This is a genomic window from Streptomyces sp. ISL-43 (assembly GCF_018614195.1).
Lineage (GTDB): Bacteria > Actinomycetota > Actinomycetes > Streptomycetales > Streptomycetaceae > Streptomyces.
Genome location: NZ_JAGGOT010000012.1, coordinates 85294 through 104872 on the forward strand (window position 1 = coordinate 85294; position 19579 = coordinate 104872).

The 19579-nt window shown below is 69.9% G+C and carries 16 protein-coding genes and 1 pseudogene; 8 read left to right on the forward strand and 9 right to left on the reverse strand.

Going from position 1 to position 19579, the window contains the following annotated elements:
- Nucleotides 1–131: 131 nt before the first annotated feature.
- Both J7F03_RS07615 and J7F03_RS07620 read right to left on the reverse strand, forming a co-directional pair.
- Entirely contained in the window at nucleotides 132–1493 is a 1362-nt protein-coding gene (locus J7F03_RS07615) for an aspartate aminotransferase family protein (protein ID WP_214947890.1), read from the reverse strand.
- A 3-nt stretch (nucleotides 1494–1496) separates the two neighbouring features.
- A complete protein-coding gene (locus J7F03_RS07620; protein WP_073910973.1) occupies nucleotides 1497–2000 on the reverse strand; it encodes an Lrp/AsnC family transcriptional regulator in 504 nt (167 codons plus the stop codon).
- A 169-nt stretch (nucleotides 2001–2169) separates the two neighbouring features.
- Between J7F03_RS07620 and J7F03_RS07625 the strand changes: the two genes are divergently transcribed.
- Together J7F03_RS07625 and J7F03_RS07630 are read left to right on the forward strand one after the other, a co-directional pair.
- Nucleotides 2170–3609, forward strand: a complete 1440-nt coding sequence (locus J7F03_RS07625) for a gamma-aminobutyraldehyde dehydrogenase (RefSeq protein ID WP_214947891.1) — start codon at nucleotides 2170–2172, stop codon at nucleotides 3607–3609.
- Between the two features lie 104 nt (nucleotides 3610–3713).
- Nucleotides 3714–4892, forward strand: a complete 1179-nt coding sequence (locus J7F03_RS07630) for a spermidine/putrescine ABC transporter substrate-binding protein (protein WP_214947892.1) — start codon at nucleotides 3714–3716, stop codon at nucleotides 4890–4892.
- 147 nt (nucleotides 4893–5039) lie between these two features.
- Here the strand turns inward: J7F03_RS07630 and J7F03_RS07635 are convergent, their stop codons facing one another.
- The 5 genes and pseudogenes from J7F03_RS07635 to J7F03_RS07655 all read right to left on the reverse strand — a co-directional run bounded on the left by J7F03_RS07635 (nucleotide 5040) and on the right by J7F03_RS07655 (nucleotide 10054).
- Entirely contained in the window at nucleotides 5040–6260 is a 1221-nt protein-coding gene (locus J7F03_RS07635) for a serine hydrolase (RefSeq protein WP_214947893.1), read from the reverse strand.
- 144 nt (nucleotides 6261–6404) lie between these two features.
- Nucleotides 6405–7148, reverse strand: coding sequence for a response regulator transcription factor (locus tag J7F03_RS07640; RefSeq protein ID WP_214947894.1), 744 nt, complete (start codon nucleotides 7146–7148; stop codon nucleotides 6405–6407).
- Nucleotides 7145–8222: pseudogene (locus J7F03_RS07645) on the reverse strand (sensor histidine kinase). The gene J7F03_RS07640 and the pseudogene J7F03_RS07645 overlap by 4 nt, the downstream one beginning before the upstream one ends.
- A 95-nt stretch (nucleotides 8223–8317) precedes the next feature.
- Nucleotides 8318–9016: a glycerophosphodiester phosphodiesterase gene (locus J7F03_RS07650; RefSeq protein WP_214947895.1), complete on the reverse strand. Its 699-nt coding sequence runs from the start codon at nucleotides 9014–9016 to the stop codon at nucleotides 8318–8320.
- A gap of 12 nt (nucleotides 9017–9028) precedes the next feature.
- Complete coding sequence (locus J7F03_RS07655) at nucleotides 9029–10054, reverse strand: adenosine deaminase (RefSeq protein ID WP_214947896.1); 1026 nt, start codon at nucleotides 10052–10054, stop codon at nucleotides 9029–9031.
- A 108-nt stretch (nucleotides 10055–10162) separates the two neighbouring features.
- On the opposite strand from J7F03_RS07655, the gene J7F03_RS07660 reads away from it, so the two are divergent.
- Nucleotides 10163–10849 carry a DUF4190 domain-containing protein gene (locus tag J7F03_RS07660; RefSeq protein WP_214947897.1) on the forward strand — a complete coding sequence of 229 codons (687 nt, stop codon included), beginning with the start codon at nucleotides 10163–10165 and terminating at the stop codon, nucleotides 10847–10849.
- A gap of 99 nt (nucleotides 10850–10948) precedes the next feature.
- Here the strand turns inward: J7F03_RS07660 and J7F03_RS07665 are convergent, their stop codons facing one another.
- Entirely contained in the window at nucleotides 10949–12577 is a 1629-nt protein-coding gene (locus J7F03_RS07665) for a TROVE domain-containing protein (RefSeq protein ID WP_214947898.1), read from the reverse strand.
- Nucleotides 12578–13027: 450 nt separating this feature from the next.
- On the reverse strand, nucleotides 13028–13579 hold the full coding sequence (locus J7F03_RS07670; protein WP_214947899.1) for an NADAR family protein: 552 nt from the start codon (nucleotides 13577–13579) through the stop codon (nucleotides 13028–13030).
- Between the two features lie 194 nt (nucleotides 13580–13773).
- On the opposite strand from J7F03_RS07670, the gene J7F03_RS07675 reads away from it, so the two are divergent.
- The 5 genes from J7F03_RS07675 to J7F03_RS07695 all read left to right on the forward strand — a co-directional run bounded on the left by J7F03_RS07675 (nucleotide 13774) and on the right by J7F03_RS07695 (nucleotide 19575).
- Nucleotides 13774–15315, forward strand: coding sequence for a gamma-aminobutyraldehyde dehydrogenase (locus tag J7F03_RS07675; RefSeq protein WP_214947957.1), 1542 nt, complete (start codon nucleotides 13774–13776; stop codon nucleotides 15313–15315).
- A gap of 52 nt (nucleotides 15316–15367) precedes the next feature.
- The gene (locus J7F03_RS07680; protein WP_214947900.1) at nucleotides 15368–16618 is read left to right on the forward strand and encodes a spermidine/putrescine ABC transporter substrate-binding protein; all 1251 of its coding nucleotides are present in this window, start codon (nucleotides 15368–15370) and stop codon (nucleotides 16616–16618) included.
- A 73-nt stretch (nucleotides 16619–16691) separates the two neighbouring features.
- Entirely contained in the window at nucleotides 16692–17843 is a 1152-nt protein-coding gene (locus J7F03_RS07685) for an ABC transporter ATP-binding protein (RefSeq protein WP_214947901.1), read from the forward strand.
- Nucleotides 17840–18769 (forward strand): ABC transporter permease, encoded by a 930-nt coding sequence (locus J7F03_RS07690; RefSeq protein ID WP_214947902.1) that lies wholly within the window; start codon nucleotides 17840–17842, stop codon nucleotides 18767–18769. The genes J7F03_RS07685 and J7F03_RS07690 overlap by 4 nt, the downstream gene beginning before the upstream one ends.
- The gene (locus tag J7F03_RS07695) at nucleotides 18769–19575 is read left to right on the forward strand and encodes an ABC transporter permease (protein ID WP_214947903.1); all 807 of its coding nucleotides are present in this window, start codon (nucleotides 18769–18771) and stop codon (nucleotides 19573–19575) included. The genes J7F03_RS07690 and J7F03_RS07695 overlap by 1 nt, the downstream gene beginning before the upstream one ends.
- The last annotated feature ends 4 nt before the right edge of the window (nucleotides 19576–19579 follow it).

Genomic DNA, 19579 nt, shown 5'->3' on the forward strand with positions numbered 1-19579 from the left:
GTCCTGGATGGGGACAGCACACGGCCCGGACACCCGCGTTCTCACTCGAACGGGGGTGTCCGGGCCGTGTGGTCGGACTATTTACTGCCTGGTGTCGCTGCCCGGCGTTGCTGCCGGGGGACGGCTGCTGGTTAGAGCTTGGTCCAGGCCTCGGTGAGCACGCGGCGCAGGATGCCTTCGATCTCGTCGAAGGTGCCCTGGTCGGCGGTCAGCGGCGGGGCCAGCTGGATGACCGGGTCGCCACGGTCGTCGGCGCGGCAGTACAGGCCGTTCTCGAAGAGCGCCTTGGAGAGGAAGCCGTAGAGCACGCGCTCCGTCTCCTCGTCCGTGAAGGACTCCTTGGTGACCTTGTCCTTGACGAGCTCGATGCCGTAGAAGTAGCCGTTGCCGCGGACGTCGCCGACGATCGGCAGGTCGTGCAGCTTCTCCAGCGTCGAGCGGAAGGCGTCCTCGTTGTCCAGCACGTGCTGGTTGAGGCCTTCCTTGTCGAAGATGTCGAGGTTGGCGAGCGCCACCGCGGAGGACACCGGGTGTCCGCCGAAGGTGTAGCCGTGCAGGAAGGTGTTGTCACCCTTGTAGAACGGCTCGGCGAGCTTGTCCGAGATGATGCAGGCACCGATCGGGGAGTAGCCCGAGGTCATGCCCTTGGCGCAGGTGATCATGTCCGGCACGTAGCCGAACTTGTCACAGGCGAACATCGTGCCCAGACGGCCGAAGGCGCAGATCGTCTCGTCGGAGACGAGCAGCACGTCGTACTCGTCGCAGATCTCGCGGACCCGCTGGAAGTACCCGGGCGGCGGCGGGAAGCAGCCGCCGGCGTTCTGCACCGGCTCGAGGAAGACGGCGGCGACGGTGTCGGCGCCCTCGAAAAGGATCTCCTGCTCGATCTGGTCGGCGCACCAGCGGCCGTAGGCCTCGGGGTCGTCGCCGTAGATCGGGGCACGGTAGATGTTGGTGTTCACTACCTTGTGCGCGCCGGGGACCAGCGGCTCGAAGGGGGCCTTCAGCGCCGGCAGGCCGGTGATGGACAGGGCGCCCTGCGGGGTGCCGTGGTAGGCGACCGCACGCGAGATGACCTTGTACTTGGTGTGCTTGCCCTGCAGCTTGAAGTACTGCTTGGCGAGCTTCCAGGCGGTCTCGACGGCCTCGCCGCCACCGGTGGTGAAGAAGACCTTGTTCAGGTCGCCCGGGGCGTAGTGCGCGAGGCGCTCGGCGAGCTCGACGGCCTTGGGGTGCGCGTACGACCAGATGGGGAAGAACGCGAGTTCCTGCGCCTGCTTGTAGGCGACCTCGGCCAGTTCCTTGCGGCCGTGACCGGCGTTGACCACGAACAGTCCGGCGAGACCGTCCAGGTAGCGCTTGCCCTTGTCGTCGAAGATGTAGGTGCCTTCACCCCGCACGATGGTGGGGACGGGCGAGTTCTCGTACGACGACATGCGGGTGAAGTGCATCCACAGGTGGTCGTAGGCGGTCTTGGAGAGGTCCTGGCTCACGGGCTATCGAGTTCCCCACATGTAGGTCTGCTTCTTCAGCTTCAGGTAAACGAAGCTTTCGGTTGATCGCACGCCGGGGAGCGCGCGGATCTTCTTGTTGATCGTTTCGAGCAGGTGGTCGTCGTCCTCGCAGACGATCTCCACCATCAGGTCGAACGAGCCCGCGGTCATCACCACGTACTCGCACTCGGCCATGGCGGTCAGAGCATCGGCCACCGGGTCGAGGTCTCCCTCGACGTTGATGCCGACCATCGCCTGGCGCCGGAGCCCCACGGTGAGCGGGTCGGTGACCGCGACGATCTGCATGACGCCCTGGTCGAGCAACTTCTGTACGCGCTGGCGCACCGCCGCCTCGGACAGGCCCACGGCCTTGCCGATCGCCGCGTAGGGACGGCGACCGTCCTCTTGCAGTTGCTCGATGATCGCCAGGGATACAGCATCGACCGAAGGGGACGGTTGTCTGTTCCTGGAATCTGCGCTTCGACTGACCACGACCTCACTGTGCACGAGGAGTCGTCTGTTCCGCAAGACGAGACCGATGTAATTCGTTGTTTCGAGCCTCGGATCTCACTAATTCCGTAGTTGATGGTGGGTGGGCCTGTCGAAAACGGCGTCTTACGGGATAGGCTGAGGAGCTGTCTCAACCACTGGACATGTGATCAGGAGTGTGGCTGTAGTGACCACCGAACTGCGTCGTCTGCGCAACTACATCGGCGGGGAGTTCAAGGACGCCGCCGACGGGCGGACCACCGAGGTGGTCAACCCCGCCACGGGCGAGGCATACGCGACCGCCCCGCTCTCCGGCCAGGCGGACGTCGACGCCGCCATGGCCGCCGCCGCTGCCGCCTTCCCGGCCTGGCGCGACGCGACCCCCTCCGAGCGCCAGAAGGCCCTGCTGAAGATCGCGGACGCCTTCGAGGCGCGCGCGGACGAGCTGGTCGCCACCGAGTCGGAGAACACCGGCAAGCCGCTGGGCCTCACGGCCAGCGAGGAAGTACCGCCGATGGTGGACCAGATCCGCTTCTTCGCGGGCGCCGCGCGCCTGCTCGAGGGCCGTTCGGCCGGCGAGTACATGGAAGGCATGACCTCGATCGTCCGCCGTGAGCCGGTCGGCGTCTGCGCCCAGGTCGCGCCGTGGAACTACCCGATGATGATGGCCGTCTGGAAGTTCGCCCCGGCCCTCGCCGCGGGCAACACCGTGGTCCTCAAGCCCTCGGACACCACCCCGGCCTCCACCATCCTGATGGCGGAGATCATCGGCTCGATCCTGCCCAAGGGCGTCTTCAACGTCGTCTGCGGCGACCGCGACACCGGCCGCGCCATGGTCGAGCACCGCACTCCGGCGATGGCCTCCATCACCGGCTCGGTGCGCGCGGGCATGCAGGTCGCCGAGAGCGCCTCCAAGGACGTCAAGCGCGTCCACCTGGAGCTCGGCGGCAAGGCCCCCGTCGTGGTCTTCGAGGACGCCGACATCGCCAAGGCCGCCGAGGACATCGCGGTCGCGGGCTTCTTCAACGCCGGCCAGGACTGCACCGCGGCCTGTCGCGTACTGGTCCACGAGTCGATCCACGACGAGTTCGTCGCGGCGCTGGCCAAGAACGCGGCCGACACCAAGACCGGGCAGCCGGACGACGAGGACGTGCTCTACGGCCCGCTGAACAACCCGAACCAGCTCAAGCAGGTCGCGGGCTTCATCGAGCGCCTCCCCGCCCACGCCAAGGTCGAGGCGGGCGGCCACCAGGTCGGCGAGAAGGGCTACTTCTACGCCCCGACCGTGGTCTCCGGCCTCAAGCAGGACGACGAGATCATCCAGAGCGAGGTCTTCGGCCCCGTCATCACGGTCCAGTCCTTCACGGACGAGGCCCAGGCCCTGGAGTACGCGAACGACGTCGAGTTCGCCCTCGCCTCCTCGGTGTGGACCAAGGACCACGGCCGCGCGATGCGGATGTCCAAGAACCTCGACTTCGGCTGCGTGTGGATCAACACCCACATCCCGCTCGTCGCCGAGATGCCCCACGGCGGATACAAGAAGTCCGGCTACGGCAAGGACCTCTCCGCCTACGGCTTCGAGGACTACACGCGCATCAAGCACGTGATGACCTCGCTGGGCGGCTGACCGGCCACTACGCCGATCGCATTGATCAGGGCAAGGCCTTGAAGGGGCGGGCAGTAGACAACATGTCTATTGCCCGCCCCCTCGCGTTCGCCGAGGCTTTGGCCATGCCTGAACTCCCCTTCTCCCGCCGAGCGGCGCTGCGCGGCCTCGGTGCCGCAGGCCTGCTGGCCGCCCTCGCCGGCTGTGGTGTCCCCGCCGCGTACGTCCCCGAGAGCCGACGCGAGGGGCAGGACCGATCCGCCCGGGAGCAGAGCGTCTCCTTCTCGAACTGGCCGCTCTACATCGACACCGATGACGAGGACGAGAACCGGCGGCCGACGCTGGACGCCTTCTCGGAGAAGACCGGCATCGAGGTCCGGTACACCGAGGAGATCAACGACAACGACGAGTTCTTCGGCAAGATCAGCCCGGCACTGATGAACCACCAGGAGACCGGCCACGACCTGCTCGTGGTCAGTGACTGGATGGCCGCCCGCTTCGTCCACCTGGGCTGGACCCAGAAGATGGACCGCTCGGCACAGGGCAACGTGGCCAAGTACCTGGACCCCCAGCTGCGCTCCCCGGCCTTCGACGAGGGCCGGCTGCACACCGTCCCCTGGCAGTCGGGGATCACCGGCATCGCTTACAACCGCAAGGCGCTCGGCCGGGAGATCAAGTCCGTCCAGGACCTGTGGCACCCGGACCTGGCCGGCAAGGTCACGCTCCTCTCCGGTCTCGACGAGTCCTTCTCCCTGCTGATGCAGGGCAACGGCGTCGACGTCACCCGGTGGACCGAGTCCGACTTCCACCGGATGTGCGACCAGGTGGAGAGCATGGTGAAGAAGCGGCACATCCGCCGCTTCACCGGCAACGACTACACCTCCGATCTCAGCAAGGGCGACGTCCTGGCCTGCCAGGCGTACTCCGGTGACGTGATCCAGCTGCAGGCCGACAACCCCGACATCGAGTTCGTCGTGCCCGAGGAGGGCGCCGAGCTCTGGGCGGAGAGCCTGCTCATCCCCAACCTCGCCCGGCACAAGGCCAACGCGGAGGCCCTGGTCGACTTCTACTACGACCCCGCGGTGGCCGCGGAACTCGCCGCTTCCGTCAACTACGTCTGCCCGGTCCCCGCCGCCCGCGAGGTCCTGGCCGCCTCCGACGACAAGGAGACCGCCGAACTCGCCGAGAACCCGCTGATCTTCCCCGACGAGGAGATGCGCAAGCGGCTCGTCGTGTCCCGCGACATCTCCTCGGCCGAGCGGCCGTCCCTCGCGAAGCGCTGGAACGCCATCGTCGGTCTGTGAGAAATGGGGGATCGACATACGTCCGGAGTCTTCCGGGTGCTCCCCTGCCGATCCCGCGCCGCATGAGCAAGCGACTGGAGGCCATGCCGGCGGACACCGGCGCGGCCGGGGCCGCCGCCACTACCGAGGCCCGGAGCTGAGGCCGGGCTATTTCGCGAAGGCCGCCATCACGATGCCGAGGGCCACCCGGTTCATGTCCTGCCCCTTGGCGTCGGTCGAGTTGACCGAGTACACCAGGGTGCGGGACAGGTCGCGGGTCCCGCCTATCGCCGTGTTGTAGCCGTGCCGGCCACCCGTCTTGCCCCAGGCCAGGGTGCCGTCGGGCAGCACGATCCGCGACATCCCCGCCGTCAGTGCCGCGTCCTTGCCGGTGACGAAGTCCTTCACCCCGGGGACCGTGAACATCTCCTCCAGCTGCGCCTTCGGCACCACCCGCCCGCTGAACAGGGCCACGGTGAACCGCTCCAGATCGGCCGTGGTCGAGATGATGTCGCCCGCGGCCCACCGGTCCGAGGAGTTCCACTCGGTCACGTCCCGCAGCTCGGTCGAACCGTCGGCCCGCGCCACCGCCTGGTAGCCGTGGTTGTGCGGACCCGGTATGCGGGTCTGGAACCGGCCCGGGAACGAGGTGTCCCTCAGCCCCAGCGGCTTCAGGACGCGCGCCCCGACCGCCTTCTCGTACGTCGTGCCCGTCACCTTCTCGATCAGCACACCGAGCACGGTGTAGTTGATGTTCAGGTAGTGCTGGGCCGTGCCCGGAGTGAACTCGGGGGACTTGGCCACCGCTTCCGCGATCTGGTCGCGCGGGTCTGTCACATCGAAACGGTGCTCCCACTGCGCCTCGAAGGAGTCACCCGGACCGTCGGCCGCCGGTATCCCGCTGGTGTGGTCGAGCAACTGCCGGACCGTGACCGCGTCGTAGGCGTCGGGGATGGTCCCGGGCAGGTAATGCCGCACCGGCCGGTCCAGATCCACCCTGCCCTCGGCGGCGAGCTGGAGGACCACCGCCGCGGTGAAGGTCTTGGTCACCGACCCGGCCCGGAACCGTCCGTCCTCGATCGCCCCGCGCCCGCTGCGGATGTCCGCGACGCCGGAACTCCCCTGCCAGCTGCCGCTCGTGCCGCCCACCCGCACCAGCGCGGCCGTCGCGTCCTTGTGCCCCGCGCCCAGCCCGGCGATCGCCTTCTCCAGCGCCGCGGCGTTCGGCGCCGTCGGGACGACCGGGTCGACCGCGCCGGCAGGGCCGACCACGGCCGCCGCGGCGGCCGACGGCGCGGGCGCCGCCGCATGGGCGGCGAGCGCCGCCGGTCCGGCCGCGATGCCCATGACCAGAGCGGCGGCGAGCAGCGTACGAGTGGTCGCGTTCATGGTTTCCCCCTGTGAGATCCGCGGGGCGGTGCTGCCCCGATGACCTCAATGCTGCTGGTCGCAGGGGTGGTTGCGGATCACCACCGAGAGTGGTCTTCACCGGTACGACGACTCACCACCGCGAGGGAGGAGACCTCCTCCGCCTCACTCCCCGGAGGGAGATACCCGAGAGCCAGAAGGGGAGCCGGAACCAGAGCCAGAGCCAGAACCGGAGCCGGACACCGCACCGGCCGCGATCAGACCCGTCTCGTACGCGCAGATGACGGCCTGGATCCGGTCCCGCAGCCCCAGCTTCGACAGCACGTTGCCCACATGCGACTTGACCGTGTGCTCGCTCACCTTCAGCGATACCGCGATCTCCGCGTTCGACAGCCCCCGCCCCAGATGCAGCAGCGTCTCCCGCTCCCGGGCCGTCAGCACCTCCAGCCGCTCGGCGGACAGCGCCGCCCCCGCCGCCGGCCGGGCCGTCGCCGCCGTGTACTCCTCGATCAGCCGCCGCGCCACCGAAGGTGCCAGCAGCGACTCGCCCGCCACCACCACCCGTACCGCGTGCACCAGATCGTCCCGCCGCACGTCCTTCAGCAGGAACCCGCTCGCTCCCGCGTGCAGCGCCTCGTACACGTACTCGTCCGAGTCGAAGGTCGTCAGCATCACCGTCCGGCACGAGCTCTCCGCCGTGATGGTCCGGCACGCCTCGATCCCGTCGAGCACCGGCATCCGCACGTCCAGCAGCGCCACGTCGGGCCGTAGCGAGCGGACCGCCTCCACGGCCGCCGCGCCGTCCCCGACCTCCGCCACCACCTCGATGTCGTCCTGGACGTCCAGGATCATCGCGAAGCCGCTGCGTACCAGCTCCTGGTCGTCGGCCACCACCACACGGATCGTCAATTCCCCACCTCCAGCGGCGAGGTTACAAGGACGGCGCTCACCTCGAAGCCCCGCCCGCCCGGGCCGGGCCCGCAGACCGCCGTGCCCCCGTGGGCCGCCGCCCGCTCCCGGATGCCGATCAGCCCATGGCCGCCGGAGCCGCCCGGCGCGGGCCCCCGCCCGTTGTCCGTCACCGTGATCGACAGTTCCCGGGGCGCGTGGTGGAGCCGTACCGCCACCCGCCGGGCTCCCGCGTGCTTGACCACGTTGGTCAGGGCCTCCTGCACGATCCGGTACGCGGTCGTGTCCACCGCAGGGGCCGGCGCCCGTACCTCACCCGTCTCCTCGTACGAGATCTCCGGGCCGCCCATCCGCACCCGGTCCAGCAGCGCGGGCAGCCCCGCGATCCCCGGCTGGGGCTCGCGCGGGGCCGGACCGTCCTCCCGCAGCACACCCAGCATCGTGCGCAGCTGCGCCATCGCCTCCCGGCCCGTGTCCGCGATCGCGTCGAAGGCGGCCTCGGCCCGCTCCGGGGCCCGCCGTACCGCCACCGGACCGGCCTCCGCCTGCACGATCATGATGCTGACCGCGTGCGAGAGGATGTCGTGCATCTCCCGGGCGATCCGGGCGCGCTCGCGCCGCCGCCTGCTCGGCCTCGATCCGGTTGGCCCGCTCGAGCTGCGCCGCCCGGTCCTCGACGGCCGCCAGATAGGCCTGCCGCGTGTGCTGGAGCCGGCCCAGCGCGTACGCCGCGCCCGAGACGAAGAGCGTGAAGAGCAGTTCGCGCGCGGTCCCGGTGTTCCAGCCCACCGACAGGGCGACCGTGAGGACCGTCAGGACGCCCACCGCCAGCCGTACCCGGGCCGCGCACAGCAGGGCGACCGTGTAGAAGGCGATCAGCCCCGCGTACGGAAGCGGCTGCCCCGGCCCGTCGAGCGCCAGCTTGTACGCGCCGCCCGCCATCAGGATCGCGACGAGCACCGCCACCGGAGCCCGGCGCCGCCAGATCAGCGGGAGCACACCGAGCGTGGTCATCGCGTACGAGGCCCAGTCCGCGGGCGGCGCCCCGGCCGACCGGGGCACCACGAACGGCATCGTGACGGCCAGTTGCACCAGCAGCGTCAGACCCAGGTCCTGCCGGCGCGGCCCGGCCCGGCGGATCCGCGCTCCGAGCTCCCCCCAGACGCGTATCACCGGCCGAGGCCGGCCCGTACGGCCGTGAGCACGTCCACGCGGTTCGTCGTGATCGAGTCGACCCCGGCCGTGACCATCGCGCGCATCGACCGCTTGGTGTCCGGCGTCCAGGCCGACACCCGCAGGCCGTCCCGGTGCAGGGCGTCCACCAGCTCCCGGCCGACCAGCCCGAAACGGTAGTTGAGGAAGCTCGGGGCCACCGCGTCGATCAGCACCCGGCGCGGCGGTGCCAGCGTGGTCCAGGTCAGCGCGATCTCGGCGCCGGGGTCGGCGGCGCGCACCGCCAGCATGGTGTTCGGGCCCGCGCAGTAGTACGTACGGTCACGCGCCCCGCACTCGCGGACCTGCCCGACGACGGTGCGCACGGTCTCGGCCGTCGCACCGGGCAGGTCGAGCATGACCCGGCCCGCGCCGGCGGCCATCAGGGCCTCGCGCAGGGTCGGGATCGCGCCGCCCGCCAGCTCCCTCAACTGCGGGGCCGTGACGGCGTCGAGCCGCACGTCATGGCCCCACAGCCGCTGGAGGTCCTCGTCGTGGAGCAGTACGGGGACCCCGTCGCGGGTCATCCGCACGTCGATCTCGACCGCGTCCGCCCCGCGGTCGAAGGCGGAGCGGATCGAGGCGAGGGTGTTCTCGCGGAAGCGGTAGGGATCCCCGCGGTGGCCTACGGCAGTCAGGGTGCGCATGCACCCCATTCTGCGCAGGCGTCAGGAGGCCAGCCAGGCGGAGGTGTACGTGTCGATCTCGGCGCTGAGCTTCGCCTTGCCGGCCGGGTCCAGGAACGAGGCCTCGACGGCGTTCTTCGCGAGCTGCGCGAGGCCGAGCTCGTCCAGGTCCAGCAGCCGGGCGGCCACCGCGTACTCGTTGTTGAGGTCGGAGCCGAACATCGGCGGGTCGTCGCTGTTGATGGTGACGAGCACGCCGGCCGCCACCATCTCCTTGACCGGGTGGAGGTCGAGGTCGGTGACCGCGCGGGTGGCGATGTTGGAGGTCGGGCAGACCTCCAGCGCGATGCGGTGCTCGGCGAGGTAGGCGAGCAGTTCCGGGTCCTGGGCGGCGCTGGTGCCGTGGCCGATGCGCTCGGCGCCCAGCTCGCGGATGGCGTCCCAGACGGTCTCCGGGCCGGTGGTCTCGCCGGCGTGCGGCACGCTGTGCAGGCCCGCGGCGCGGGCCTGGTCGAAGTACGGCTTGAACTGCGGGCGCGGTACGCCGACCTCGGGACCGCCCAGGCCGAAGGAGACGAGCCCCTCGGGGCGCAGGTCGACGGCGAGGCGGGCGGTCTCGGCGGCGGCCTCCAGGCCGGCTTCGCCCGGGATGTCGAAGCACCAGCGCAGGATGACGCCGAGCTCGGCCTCGGCGGCCTTGCGGGCGTCCTCGATGGCCTCCATGAAGGCGTTCTCGTCGATGCCGCGGCGCGTGGAGGAGTACGGGGTGATGGTCAGTTCGGCGTAGCGGATGTTCTGCCGGGCCATGTCGCGGGCGACCTCGAAGGTGAGGTCGCGTACGTCGGCGGGCGTGCGGACGAGGTCGACGACCGACAGGTAGACCTCGATGAAGTGCGCGAAGTCGGTGAAGGTGAAGTAGTCGGCGAGGGCCTCGGGGTCGGTGGGGACCTTGGAGTCCGGGTGCCGGGAGGCGAGTTCGGCCACGATGCGGGGGGAGGCCGAGCCGACGTGGTGGACGTGCAGTTCGGCCTTGGGCAGCCCCGCGATGAAGGGATGCAGGTCGGGCATGAGGGTGCCTCCGGAGGGACGCGGTGCGGACGGATCGGCTTCATCGTAGGCAGGACCGGGACTGTCCGAGGCAGCGCTTAGCATGGCTGTACGAGAGGGGGGCGCCGTATGACCGACCAGAGCCCTGAGCCGCGAGACCCCTGGGCGCCGCCCGAGAGGCCCGCTGTCGATCTGGGGAAGCAGCAGGGCGCGCCCGGCGCGTCGGGGGTGCACGACCAGCAGACCGTCGCGGGCATGCCCGGCGGCGTGCCGCCGGTCGCGCCGGCGGCCGGGCAGGGGCCCGCGCCCGAGCCCCAGCCCGGTGCGACACCTGCCTACGGATATCCGGCGCAGCCGGATCCGGCCGGGTACGGCTACCCGGGCCAGCCGGCGGCCCCGCAGGCCCCGTACGGCGGCTACCCCGCCCAGCCGGCCCCGTACGGCGGCTATCCGGGCTACCCCGGATACCAGGGGCACGCCGGATACCCGCCCTACCGGCCCATGAGCAACGGCTTCGGGGTCACGGCGCTCGTGCTCGGCATCATCGCCGTGGTCAGCTGCTACCTGGGCCTCCTGTTCGGCATACCGGCCGTCATCTTCGGCGTGCTGGGCCGCGGCAAGGCCAAGCGCGGCGAGGCCGACAACGGCGGCATGGCGCTGGCCGGCATCATCACCGGCTCGGTCGGCATCGTCATCAGCTGCGTGTTCATCGCGTTCGTCGTCGTGGGCGTGCTGCTCGGCGACCCGGATTCCGGCCCCGACTCGGAGTTCGAGTACTCGGGTCCGAGGCACACGCAGGTCCTCTACCGGGGCTGAGCCGCGCGGCGGACACGACGAGCGGGCCGGGCCGGGACACGAAATGTCCCGGCCCGGCCTGTCCCACCCCGTCAGGGGGCCGTCCGCGCGCCCGCGCCGTCAGACGTTCGCGTGCGCGGTCGCGGTCGCGGTCGCCCACGGCCACGCGGCGTCCCGGCCGTCCTCGATCAGGGACACCATGCGGAAGGCGGCGTCGGTGAGCCCGCCGAAGGTGTGCCGGTTCGCGGACCCGGAGGGTGCGTGGCCCACCCGGTATCCGGCCAGGTTCCAGGTGTAGACCGGGACGGTGTCCGCCACCAGGGCGGTCGGGTCCCCGCCGTGGGCGTAGGTGGCCTGCTCGTCGGTGACGATCAGCACCCGGTCGTGCCCCGCGTAGTGCTTGCGCACCGCCTCGGCCGTGTAGGTGCCGCCGAGGTTTTCGAAGCGCTCCAGCACCTTCAGTACCGACTCGCCCCGGCGGTACGCGACCTCCTTGCTGCCGGTGCCGAACTGCACGAGGCTCGCGTCCTCGGCGCGCAGTGCCAGCGCCGTCCCGAAGACGGCAGCCGCGTCCGCCCGGTTCAGCTGCGAGCGGTCCGACAGCGGCGACCACATCGACCCGGAGCGGTCCACCAGGATCAGCGTCCGGCCGGGCAGCGCCGGTACGTTGCCCAGCGAGTGCCCGAGCGCCCGCTCCAGCGGGTACGCCCAGCGCAGCGACGGCGCGTGCTGGTAGGCGGCCAGGTACCGGAAGGGGAACTGCCGGGAGCGGGCGACGGCCTCCGGGTCGGAGATCTTCGCCGCGACCCGCGCGGCGACCTCGTCCGAGACTCCGGCCTGGTCGAAGTTGCGCAGGTTGCGCAGCAGCGCCATCGCGCCCATGGACGGGATGACCGCCTCCCACGCGGCCGCGTCCATCGGCCCCTGCAGCCAGCCGGCCAGCGCCTCCCACGTCATGCCCGCCTCCGCGAGCCGCTCGGCGCCGTCCGTGCTGGTGACCACGGCCCGGCGCTCCGCCACGGGCAGCTCCATCAGGGCCCGGTGCGCGAGGAGGGTGCGGCTTCCCGCCGGGACCTCGGCGGTCTCCGGGTTGTGCCGGCGGTCGAGGGCGTGGCGGAACAGCTCGCCCTGCCAGGGCTTGGCCGGGTCGGGGGAGGCGTGCACGAGGTTCAGGACGTCGCCGAAGCGGTAGGCCTTGGACGCCGTGTCGTACTTCAGGAGGGACGTTTCGCCGTAGAGGCGGCGCACCGCGTCGGCGATGCCTCGCTTGACGGGCTTGGGCACGGCTCGTCCGTACGCGGCCGTCCAGTAGGCGAGCAGCTCACCGGGCTCGTCCGCGCGCAGCAGTACGGAGTCCACGACCTGCCGGTTCGACGGGCCCCCGGTCGCCGCGGCGTCGAGCCGCGCCTTGACGTACTCGGCGGCGCCGACGAGTGAGGCCGTACGCATGTTGCCGTCGCGGCGCAGCCAGCCGAGCAGGCCGGCGGTCCACTCGGGGTCCTCGACGGCGAGGGTGCGTACGAGCGCGGCGAACCGGTCGTCGCGGGCCGGGCCGCCCTCGTAAGCGGTCTGCTGCGTCACGAAGTTGGCGACGGCGAGCAGGAAGAGCTCGGAGCGGGAATCGCGGACGAAGCCGCGGCTGCCGTGGTGGTTGCGGGCCCGGGCCCCGGTCGAGCGGACGGGCGATGCGGGCGCGGCCGTCGCTGCCGCCGTGGCGGCCTTGGACGGGCGCAGGTTGAAACGAGCCATGTGAATCCCCCCGAATCCAGTGCAGACGGGGGAGGCCTGACGTGCGGAATGCCCGAGATCGAAGTCGGCGACGGACTGTGTCGACTGCTCTATCCGACTGAGCTACCGGCCGGAGCCGGGCGGGACTCGAACCCGCGACCCGTTGATCCGGAAGTAACCGCTGCCTGCGCACCGGGCATTCCGCACGCGTGCCTCCCGAGATCAAGAAGTGGCTGCGGCGTGATTTCTGCAAGAAGTAGCCGCTGCCGGGCGCACCGGGAGGTGCGTGACGTAGGTGTCCAGAGATCGAGGTCGGCGAAACCACAAGGTGCTCTACCAGCTGAGCTACACCGGCCTGAAGCCGGTGACGGGACTCGAACCCGCGGCCGCCCGATTATGAGTCGAAGTAGGTCTCGCCTTCGCACCTGGACGAGGATCACGCTAGACGCCCGCCCCGGCGGGCGCGATCGATTAATTCCCCGCCCGCAGCCGCTCGCGCGCCTCCATCAGCGCGAAGCCCAGCAGATTCAGCCCCCGCCAGCGCGCCGGGTCCAGGGCCCGCTCGTCGTCGGCCGCCAGTCCGATGCCCCAGATCCGGTCCATCGGGCTGGCCTCCACCAGGACCCGGTTCCCGGTGGAGAGCAGATACGACTTCAGTGCCGGGTCCGAGCCGAACTTGTGCACGCTGCCCTCCACCACCAGCGCGTACCGCTCCCGCTTCCACACCGCGTCGTCGAAGCCGCGTACGAGCCGTCCGGCCTTCTTCGCGACCGCCGGACTCTTCGCTTCCAGCGCCGCGCGCTCCGCCTGCGGATCTTCGAACAGGCGGGCCTTTCCGGCCATCATCCAGTGCTCGGCGGTGGCGTACCGCACGTCACCCACGGTGAACTCGGACGGCCACCACTGGCTGAGACAGCTCGGTCCGAGGCTTCCGTCGGGCCGCGGACGGTGTCCCCAGAACGGCAGGTACTTCACCCGTTCACCCCGGCTGACCTGCCCGATCAGTTCGTCGATCATCTCCATGCACGCGAGTCTCGCAGGAGCCACGGACACTTCGTACGGGTTTTTGGGCGCGCCTCGACACATGGTCGACCGATTCCGTCGCGTAATCAAAAGGCAACAACGGAATCACTTGGCCGAGGGGTACTCCTCTGTCAGGATCGGCACTCAATTCGAGCTGTAGCTCGAACTGTAGCTACGGAGAGCGTGAGAGCGTGATGGGCAACCGCTTCCAGGTCAAGGTCCAGGTAAAGGACCGTTTCGCCGAAGGCGCGCAGTACATCGACGGGCAGCTGCGGCCCGGAACCTCCGGACGGTCACACACCGTGGTCGACCCGGCGACGGGCGAGGAGGTGCTCACCTACGAGCTGGCCTCCACCGCGGACGTCGACGCGGCCGTCGCCGCCGCCAAGCGGGCCTTCCCCGGCTGGTCCGGCGCCACCCCGGGAGAGCGCTCCGACGCGCTGCACCGGCTGGCCGCCGTACTGGCCGCGCACGCCGAGGACTTCGCGTACGCCGAGTCCCTGCAGTGCGGGAAGCCGGTCAAGCTGTCCACGGAGTTCGACGTGCCGGGGACCATCGACAACACCGCGTTCTTCGCCGGCGCCGCACGCCACCTCCAGGGGCAGGCCGCCGGCGAGTACTCCGGGGACCACACCTCATACGTGCGCCGCGAGGCGATCGGGGTCGTGGGCTCCATCGCGCCGTGGAACTATCCGCTGCAGATGGCCGCCTGGAAGATCCTCCCGGCGATCGCCGCGGGCAACACCATCGTCCTCAAGCCCGCCGAGCTCACCCCGCTGACCTCCCTGATGTTCGCCCAGGCGGCCAAGGAGGCGGGGCTGCCCGACGGCGTGATCAACATCGTCAGCGGCGCCGGCCGGGACGCGGGCGAGCACCTGGTCGGCCACCCGGACGTGGTCATGACCTCCTTCACCGGTTCCACCGCCATCGGCAAGCGGGTCGCCGAGATCGCCACCGCCACCGTCAAGCGGCTCCACCTGGAGCTCGGCGGCAAGGCGCCTTTCCTGGTCTTCGACGACGCCGATCTGGAGGCCGCCGCCAACGGCGCCGTCGCCGCCTCCCTCATCAACACCGGCCAGGACTGCACTGCGGCCACCCGCGCCTACGTCCAGCGCCCCCTCCACGACGCCTTCGTCGCCCGGGTCGCCGAGCTGATGGACACCGTCCGCGTGGGCGACCCCTTCGACCCGTCCACCGACCTCGGCCCGCTGGTGTCGCACGCCCAGCGCGACCGGGTCGCCGGTTTCGTCGAGCGCGCACGCTCGTACGCCACCGTCGTCACCGGCGGCGAGATCCCCGGGGCCAGGGAAGACGAACGCGGTCTCGCGGACGGCGCCTACTACCGGCCCACCCTGATCTCCGGCGCCGCGCAGGACAGCGAGGTGGTCCAGTCCGAGATCTTCGGTCCGGTCCTCGTCGTCCTGCCCTTCGACACCGACGACGAGGGCATCGCGCTGGCCAACGACACCCCCTACGGCCTCGCCGCCTCCGCCTGGAGCCGCGACGTCTACCGGGCGAACCGCGCCACCCGCGAGATCAAGGCGGGCTGCGTCTGGGTCAACGACCACATCCCGATCATCAGCGAGATGCCGCACGGAGGCTACAAGGCGAGCGGCTTCGGAAAGGACATGAGCACGTACTCCTTTGAGGAGTACACGCAGGTGAAGCACGTCATGTACGACAACACGGCGGTGGCCGCGAAGGACTGGCACCGCACGATCTTCGGGGACCGATAACCACGTAGCCGCCTGACCAGCGGCCCGCACCCATCCCGAAAGGGCACCTCCCATGGAGCAGTTCGAGCCCGACCGTCTTTCGGCGGCGCAACTCGCCGCGATGCGACGCAGTATCGACAGCGGGCGCGGCGCCCTGACCCGCCGTTCGCTGCTGCGCGCCTCCGGAGTCGGAGCGCTCACCCTCGGCGGCCTGTCCACGCTCGCGGGCTGTGGCATCCCGCCCGCGAAACGCGCGGGCGACCCGGCCGTGGCCTCCGACGACCACTCGGAGCAGGAGAAGGAGATCAACTTCTCCAACTGGACCGAGTACATGGACACCAGCGAGGACGAGAAGTCCCGTCCCACGCTGGAGGAGTTCACCAAGCGGACCGGGATCAAGGTCAAGTACACCGAGGACATCAACGACAACGTCGAGTTCTTCGGAAAGATCCGTCCGCAGCTCGCCGCCGGCCAGGACACCGGCCGCGACGTGATCGTCGTCACCGACTGGCTCGCCTCGCGCATCATCCGCCTCGGCTGGGCGCAGAAGCTGGACCCCGCACACCTCCCGCACGCCTACGCCAACCTGATCCCGCAGTTCCGCAGCCCCGACTGGGACCCGGGCCGCGCGTACAGCTACCCGTGGACGGGCATCAACACCGTCATCGCCTACAACACCAAGGCCACCGGCGGGAAGAAGGTCGACTCCGTCACCCAGATGCTCGACGACCCCTCCCTCAAGGGCCGCGTCGGCTTCCTCACCGAGATGCGCGACAGCGTCGGGATGACCCTCCTCGACCAGGGCAAGGACCCGGCGAACTTCACGAACTCCGACTACGACGAGGCGATCGGCCGGCTCCAGAAGGGTGTGGACAAGAACCAGATCCGCCGCTTCACCGGCAACGACTACACCTCGGACCTCGACAAGGGCGATCTCGCGGCCTGCCTGGCCTGGGCCGGCGACGTCATCCAGCTCCAGGCCGGCAACCCGGACATCCAGTACGCGATCCCGGCGGCCGGCTACATCACCTCCAGCGACAACCTGCTGGTCCCCGTGAAGGCCCGGCACAAGGCCAACGCGGAGCGGCTCATCGACTACTACTACGAGCCCGCGGTGGCCGCCCAGCTGGCCGCGTTCATCAGCTACGTCTGCCCGGTCGAGGGCGTCCAGGACGAGCTGGCCAAGATCGACCCGGCGCTCGCGGACAACGTCCTGATCGTCCCGGACAAGGCGATGGCAGCCAAGTCGCACGCCTTCCGCTCGCTCACCGGCGAGGAAGAGACGGCGTACGAGGAGAAGTTCGCCAAGCTCATCGGAGCCTGACGGTCCCGCCGCCCCCACGGCACCCGTACCGGCACCTGCCCCTTCCACGACACACCACCGAAGGCCCAGGCCCATGACTGACAAGACCGCGGGCGGCGACGTCCGCCTCGCCGGGATCAGCAAGCACTACGGAACCTTCACCGCCGTGCACCCGCTGGATCTCACCATTCCCCAGGGCTCCTTCTTCGCCCTGCTCGGCGCCTCGGGCTGCGGGAAGACCACCACCCTGCGCATGATCGCCGGCCTGGAGGAGCCCTCCACCGGCACCGTCAGCCTCGGCGACAGCGAGGTCACGCACCTGCCGCCGTACAAGCGCCCGGTCAACACCGTCTTCCAGAGCTACGCCCTCTTCCCGCACCTGGACGTCTCCGAGAACATCGCCTTCGGGCTGCGCCGCCGGGGCATCAAGTCCGTCAAGAAGCAGGTCGACGACATGCTGGAGCTGGTCCAGCTCGGCCAGTTCGCCCAGCGCAAGCCGCACCAGCTCTCCGGCGGCCAGCAGCAGCGCGTGGCCGTCGCCCGCGCGCTCATCAACCACCCGCAGGTGCTGCTCCTCGACGAGCCGCTCGGCGCCCTCGACCTCAAGCTGCGCCGCCAGATGCAGCTGGAGCTGAAGAGGATCCAGACCGAGGTGGGCATCACCTTCGTGCACGTCACGCACGACCAGGAGGAGGCCATGACCATGGCCGACACGGTCGCCGTGATGAACGGCGGCCGCGTCGAGCAGCTGGGCGCCCCGGCCGAGCTGTACGAGAACCCGAAGACGACCTTCGTGGCGAACTTCCTCGGCACCTCCAACCTCATCGAGGCCGAGGTCCTGGAGGCCGGCGCGTCCGACGTCGTGGTCGGCTCGGCGGGTACGAAGCTGCGCGTTCCGGCGGCGCGGTGTTCGACCACGCCCCGCGCGGGCGGAAAGCTGCTGGTCGGGGTGCGGCCGGAGAAGATCTCCCTGGTCCACGCGGACGAGGAGGGCACCATCGCGGCCGGCCGCAACAAGGTCGCGGGCAAGATCGCCGACTCCTCCTTCATCGGCGTCTCCACCCAGTTCGTCATCGACAGCCCGGTCTGCCCCGAGCTGGAGGTGTACGTCCAGAACATCGAGCGTGACGCCCGCCTGGTCCCCGGCGCCGACGTGATCCTGCACTGGAACCCGGACCACACCTTCGGCCTCGACGCGGCCCAGGACATCGACGCGGGCATCGAGACGGTCGAGGAGAGCGCATGACCGCCCCCGCCGCACTGCCCGAGGTCGCCGTCCCGGCGCAGCCTCCGGTCCACAAGCCGTCCCTGAAGAAGCGCCTGGTCCCGTACTGGCTGCTGCTCCCGGGCATCCTGTGGCTGCTCGTCTTCTTCGTGCTGCCGATGATCTACCAGGCCTCGACCTCGGTGCAGACCGGCTCCCTCGAAGAGGGCTTCGAGGTCACCTGGCACTTCCAGACGTACTGGGAGGCCTTCACCGAGTACTACCCGCAGTTCCTGCGCTCCCTGCTCTACGCGGGCACCGCGACGGCGCTGTGCCTGCTCCTCGGGTACCCCCTGGCCTACCTGATCGCCTTCAAGGCGGGACGCTGGCGGAACCTCCTGCTGGTGCTGGTCATCGCGCCGTTCTTCACCAGCTTCCTGATCCGCACCCTCGCCTGGAAGACGATCCTGGCGGACGGCGGCCCGGTGGTCGCCGTCCTCAACAACATCGGCTTCCTGGACGTCACCAGCTGGCTCGGCATGACGCAGGGCGACCGCGTCCTCGCCACGCCCCTCGCGGTCGTCTGCGGTCTGACGTACAACTTCCTCCCCTTCATGATCCTTCCGCTCTACACCTCCCTGGAGCGGATCGACACCCGCCTCCACGAGGCGGCCGGGGACCTGTACGCCCGCCCCGCCACGGTCTTCCGGAAGGTGACCTTTCCGCTCTCCATGCCGGGCGTGGTCTCCGGAACCCTGCTCACCTTCATCCCGGCGAGCGGTGACTACGTCAACGCCGAGCTGCTCGGATCGACGGACACCCGGATGATCGGCAACGTCATCCAGTCGCAGTACCTGCGCATCCTCGACTACCCGACGGCGGCCGCGCTGTCCTTCATCCTCATGGCCATCGTGCTGGTCATGGTCACCATCTACATCCGCCGAGCGGGGACGGAGGACCTGGTCTGATGAAGAGCGCCACCACCTGGCTGCGCCGCAATCTCGTCGTGATCGCGGGGCTCGGCACGCTCGCCTACATGATCCTGCCGAACGTCGTCGTCACGGTCTTCTCCTTCAACAACCCCACCGGGCGGTTCAACTACGCCTGGCAGGAGTTCTCCCTCGACGCGTGGAAGGACCCGTGCGGAGTCGCCGACATGTGCGCCTCCCTGTCCCTCTCGCTCCAGATCGCCGTCTGGGCCACCATCGGCGCGACCCTCCTCGGCAGCGCCATCGCCTTCGCGCTGGTCCGCTACCGCTTCCGGGCGCGCGGCGCGGTCAACTCGCTGATCTTCATGCCGATGGCCATGCCCGAGATCGTGATGGCCGCCTCGCTGCTCGCCCTCTTCCTCAACATGGGCATCCAGCTGGGCTTCTGGACGATCCTGATCGCCCACGTCATGTTCTGCCTGAGCTTCGTCGTCGCCGCCGTCAAGGCCCGCGTGCTCTCCATGGACCCCCGGCTGGAGGAAGCCGCCCGCGACCTCTACGCAGGTCCCGTGCAGACCTTCGTGCGCGTCACCCTGCCGATCGCGGCCCCCGGTATCGCGGCGGGCGCGCTGCTCTCCTTCGCGCTCTCCTTCGACGACTTCATCATCACCAACTTCAACTCGGGCAACACCGTCACCTTCCCCATGTTCGTGTGGGGATCGGCCCAGCGCGGTACGCCTGTACAGATCAACGTCATCGGCACGGCGATGTTCGTCATCGCGGTCCTGGTGGTGCTGGCCGGCCAGATGGTCGGCAACCGCCGCAAGAAAGCACAGCCCAAGTAACACC

What these genes read in the sequence shown, in the direction of transcription:
- J7F03_RS07630 (WP_214947892.1), top strand. Translation starts at nt 3,714, where the DNA reads ATGCCTGAACTCCCCTTCTCCCGCCGAGCGGCGCTGCGCGGCCTCGGT.
- J7F03_RS07635 (WP_214947893.1), bottom strand. Translation starts at nt 6,260, where the DNA reads ATGAACGCGACCACTCGTACGCTGCTCGCCGCCGCTCTGGTCATGGGC.
- J7F03_RS07650 (WP_214947895.1), bottom strand. Translation starts at nt 9,016, where the DNA reads ATGGGGTGCATGCGCACCCTGACTGCCGTAGGCCACCGCGGGGATCCC.
- J7F03_RS07655 (WP_214947896.1), bottom strand. Translation starts at nt 10,054, where the DNA reads ATGCCCGACCTGCATCCCTTCATCGCGGGGCTGCCCAAGGCCGAACTG.
- J7F03_RS07660 (WP_214947897.1), top strand. Translation starts at nt 10,163, where the DNA reads ATGACCGACCAGAGCCCTGAGCCGCGAGACCCCTGGGCGCCGCCCGAG.
- J7F03_RS07665 (WP_214947898.1), bottom strand. Translation starts at nt 12,577, where the DNA reads ATGGCTCGTTTCAACCTGCGCCCGTCCAAGGCCGCCACGGCGGCAGCG.
- J7F03_RS07670 (WP_214947899.1), bottom strand. Translation starts at nt 13,579, where the DNA reads ATGGAGATGATCGACGAACTGATCGGGCAGGTCAGCCGGGGTGAACGG.
- J7F03_RS07675 (WP_214947957.1), top strand. Translation starts at nt 13,774, where the DNA reads ATGGGCAACCGCTTCCAGGTCAAGGTCCAGGTAAAGGACCGTTTCGCC.
- J7F03_RS07680 (WP_214947900.1), top strand. Translation starts at nt 15,368, where the DNA reads ATGGAGCAGTTCGAGCCCGACCGTCTTTCGGCGGCGCAACTCGCCGCG.
- J7F03_RS07685 (WP_214947901.1), top strand. Translation starts at nt 16,692, where the DNA reads ATGACTGACAAGACCGCGGGCGGCGACGTCCGCCTCGCCGGGATCAGC.
- J7F03_RS07690 (WP_214947902.1), top strand. Translation starts at nt 17,840, where the DNA reads ATGACCGCCCCCGCCGCACTGCCCGAGGTCGCCGTCCCGGCGCAGCCT.
- J7F03_RS07695 (WP_214947903.1), top strand. Translation starts at nt 18,769, where the DNA reads ATGAAGAGCGCCACCACCTGGCTGCGCCGCAATCTCGTCGTGATCGCG.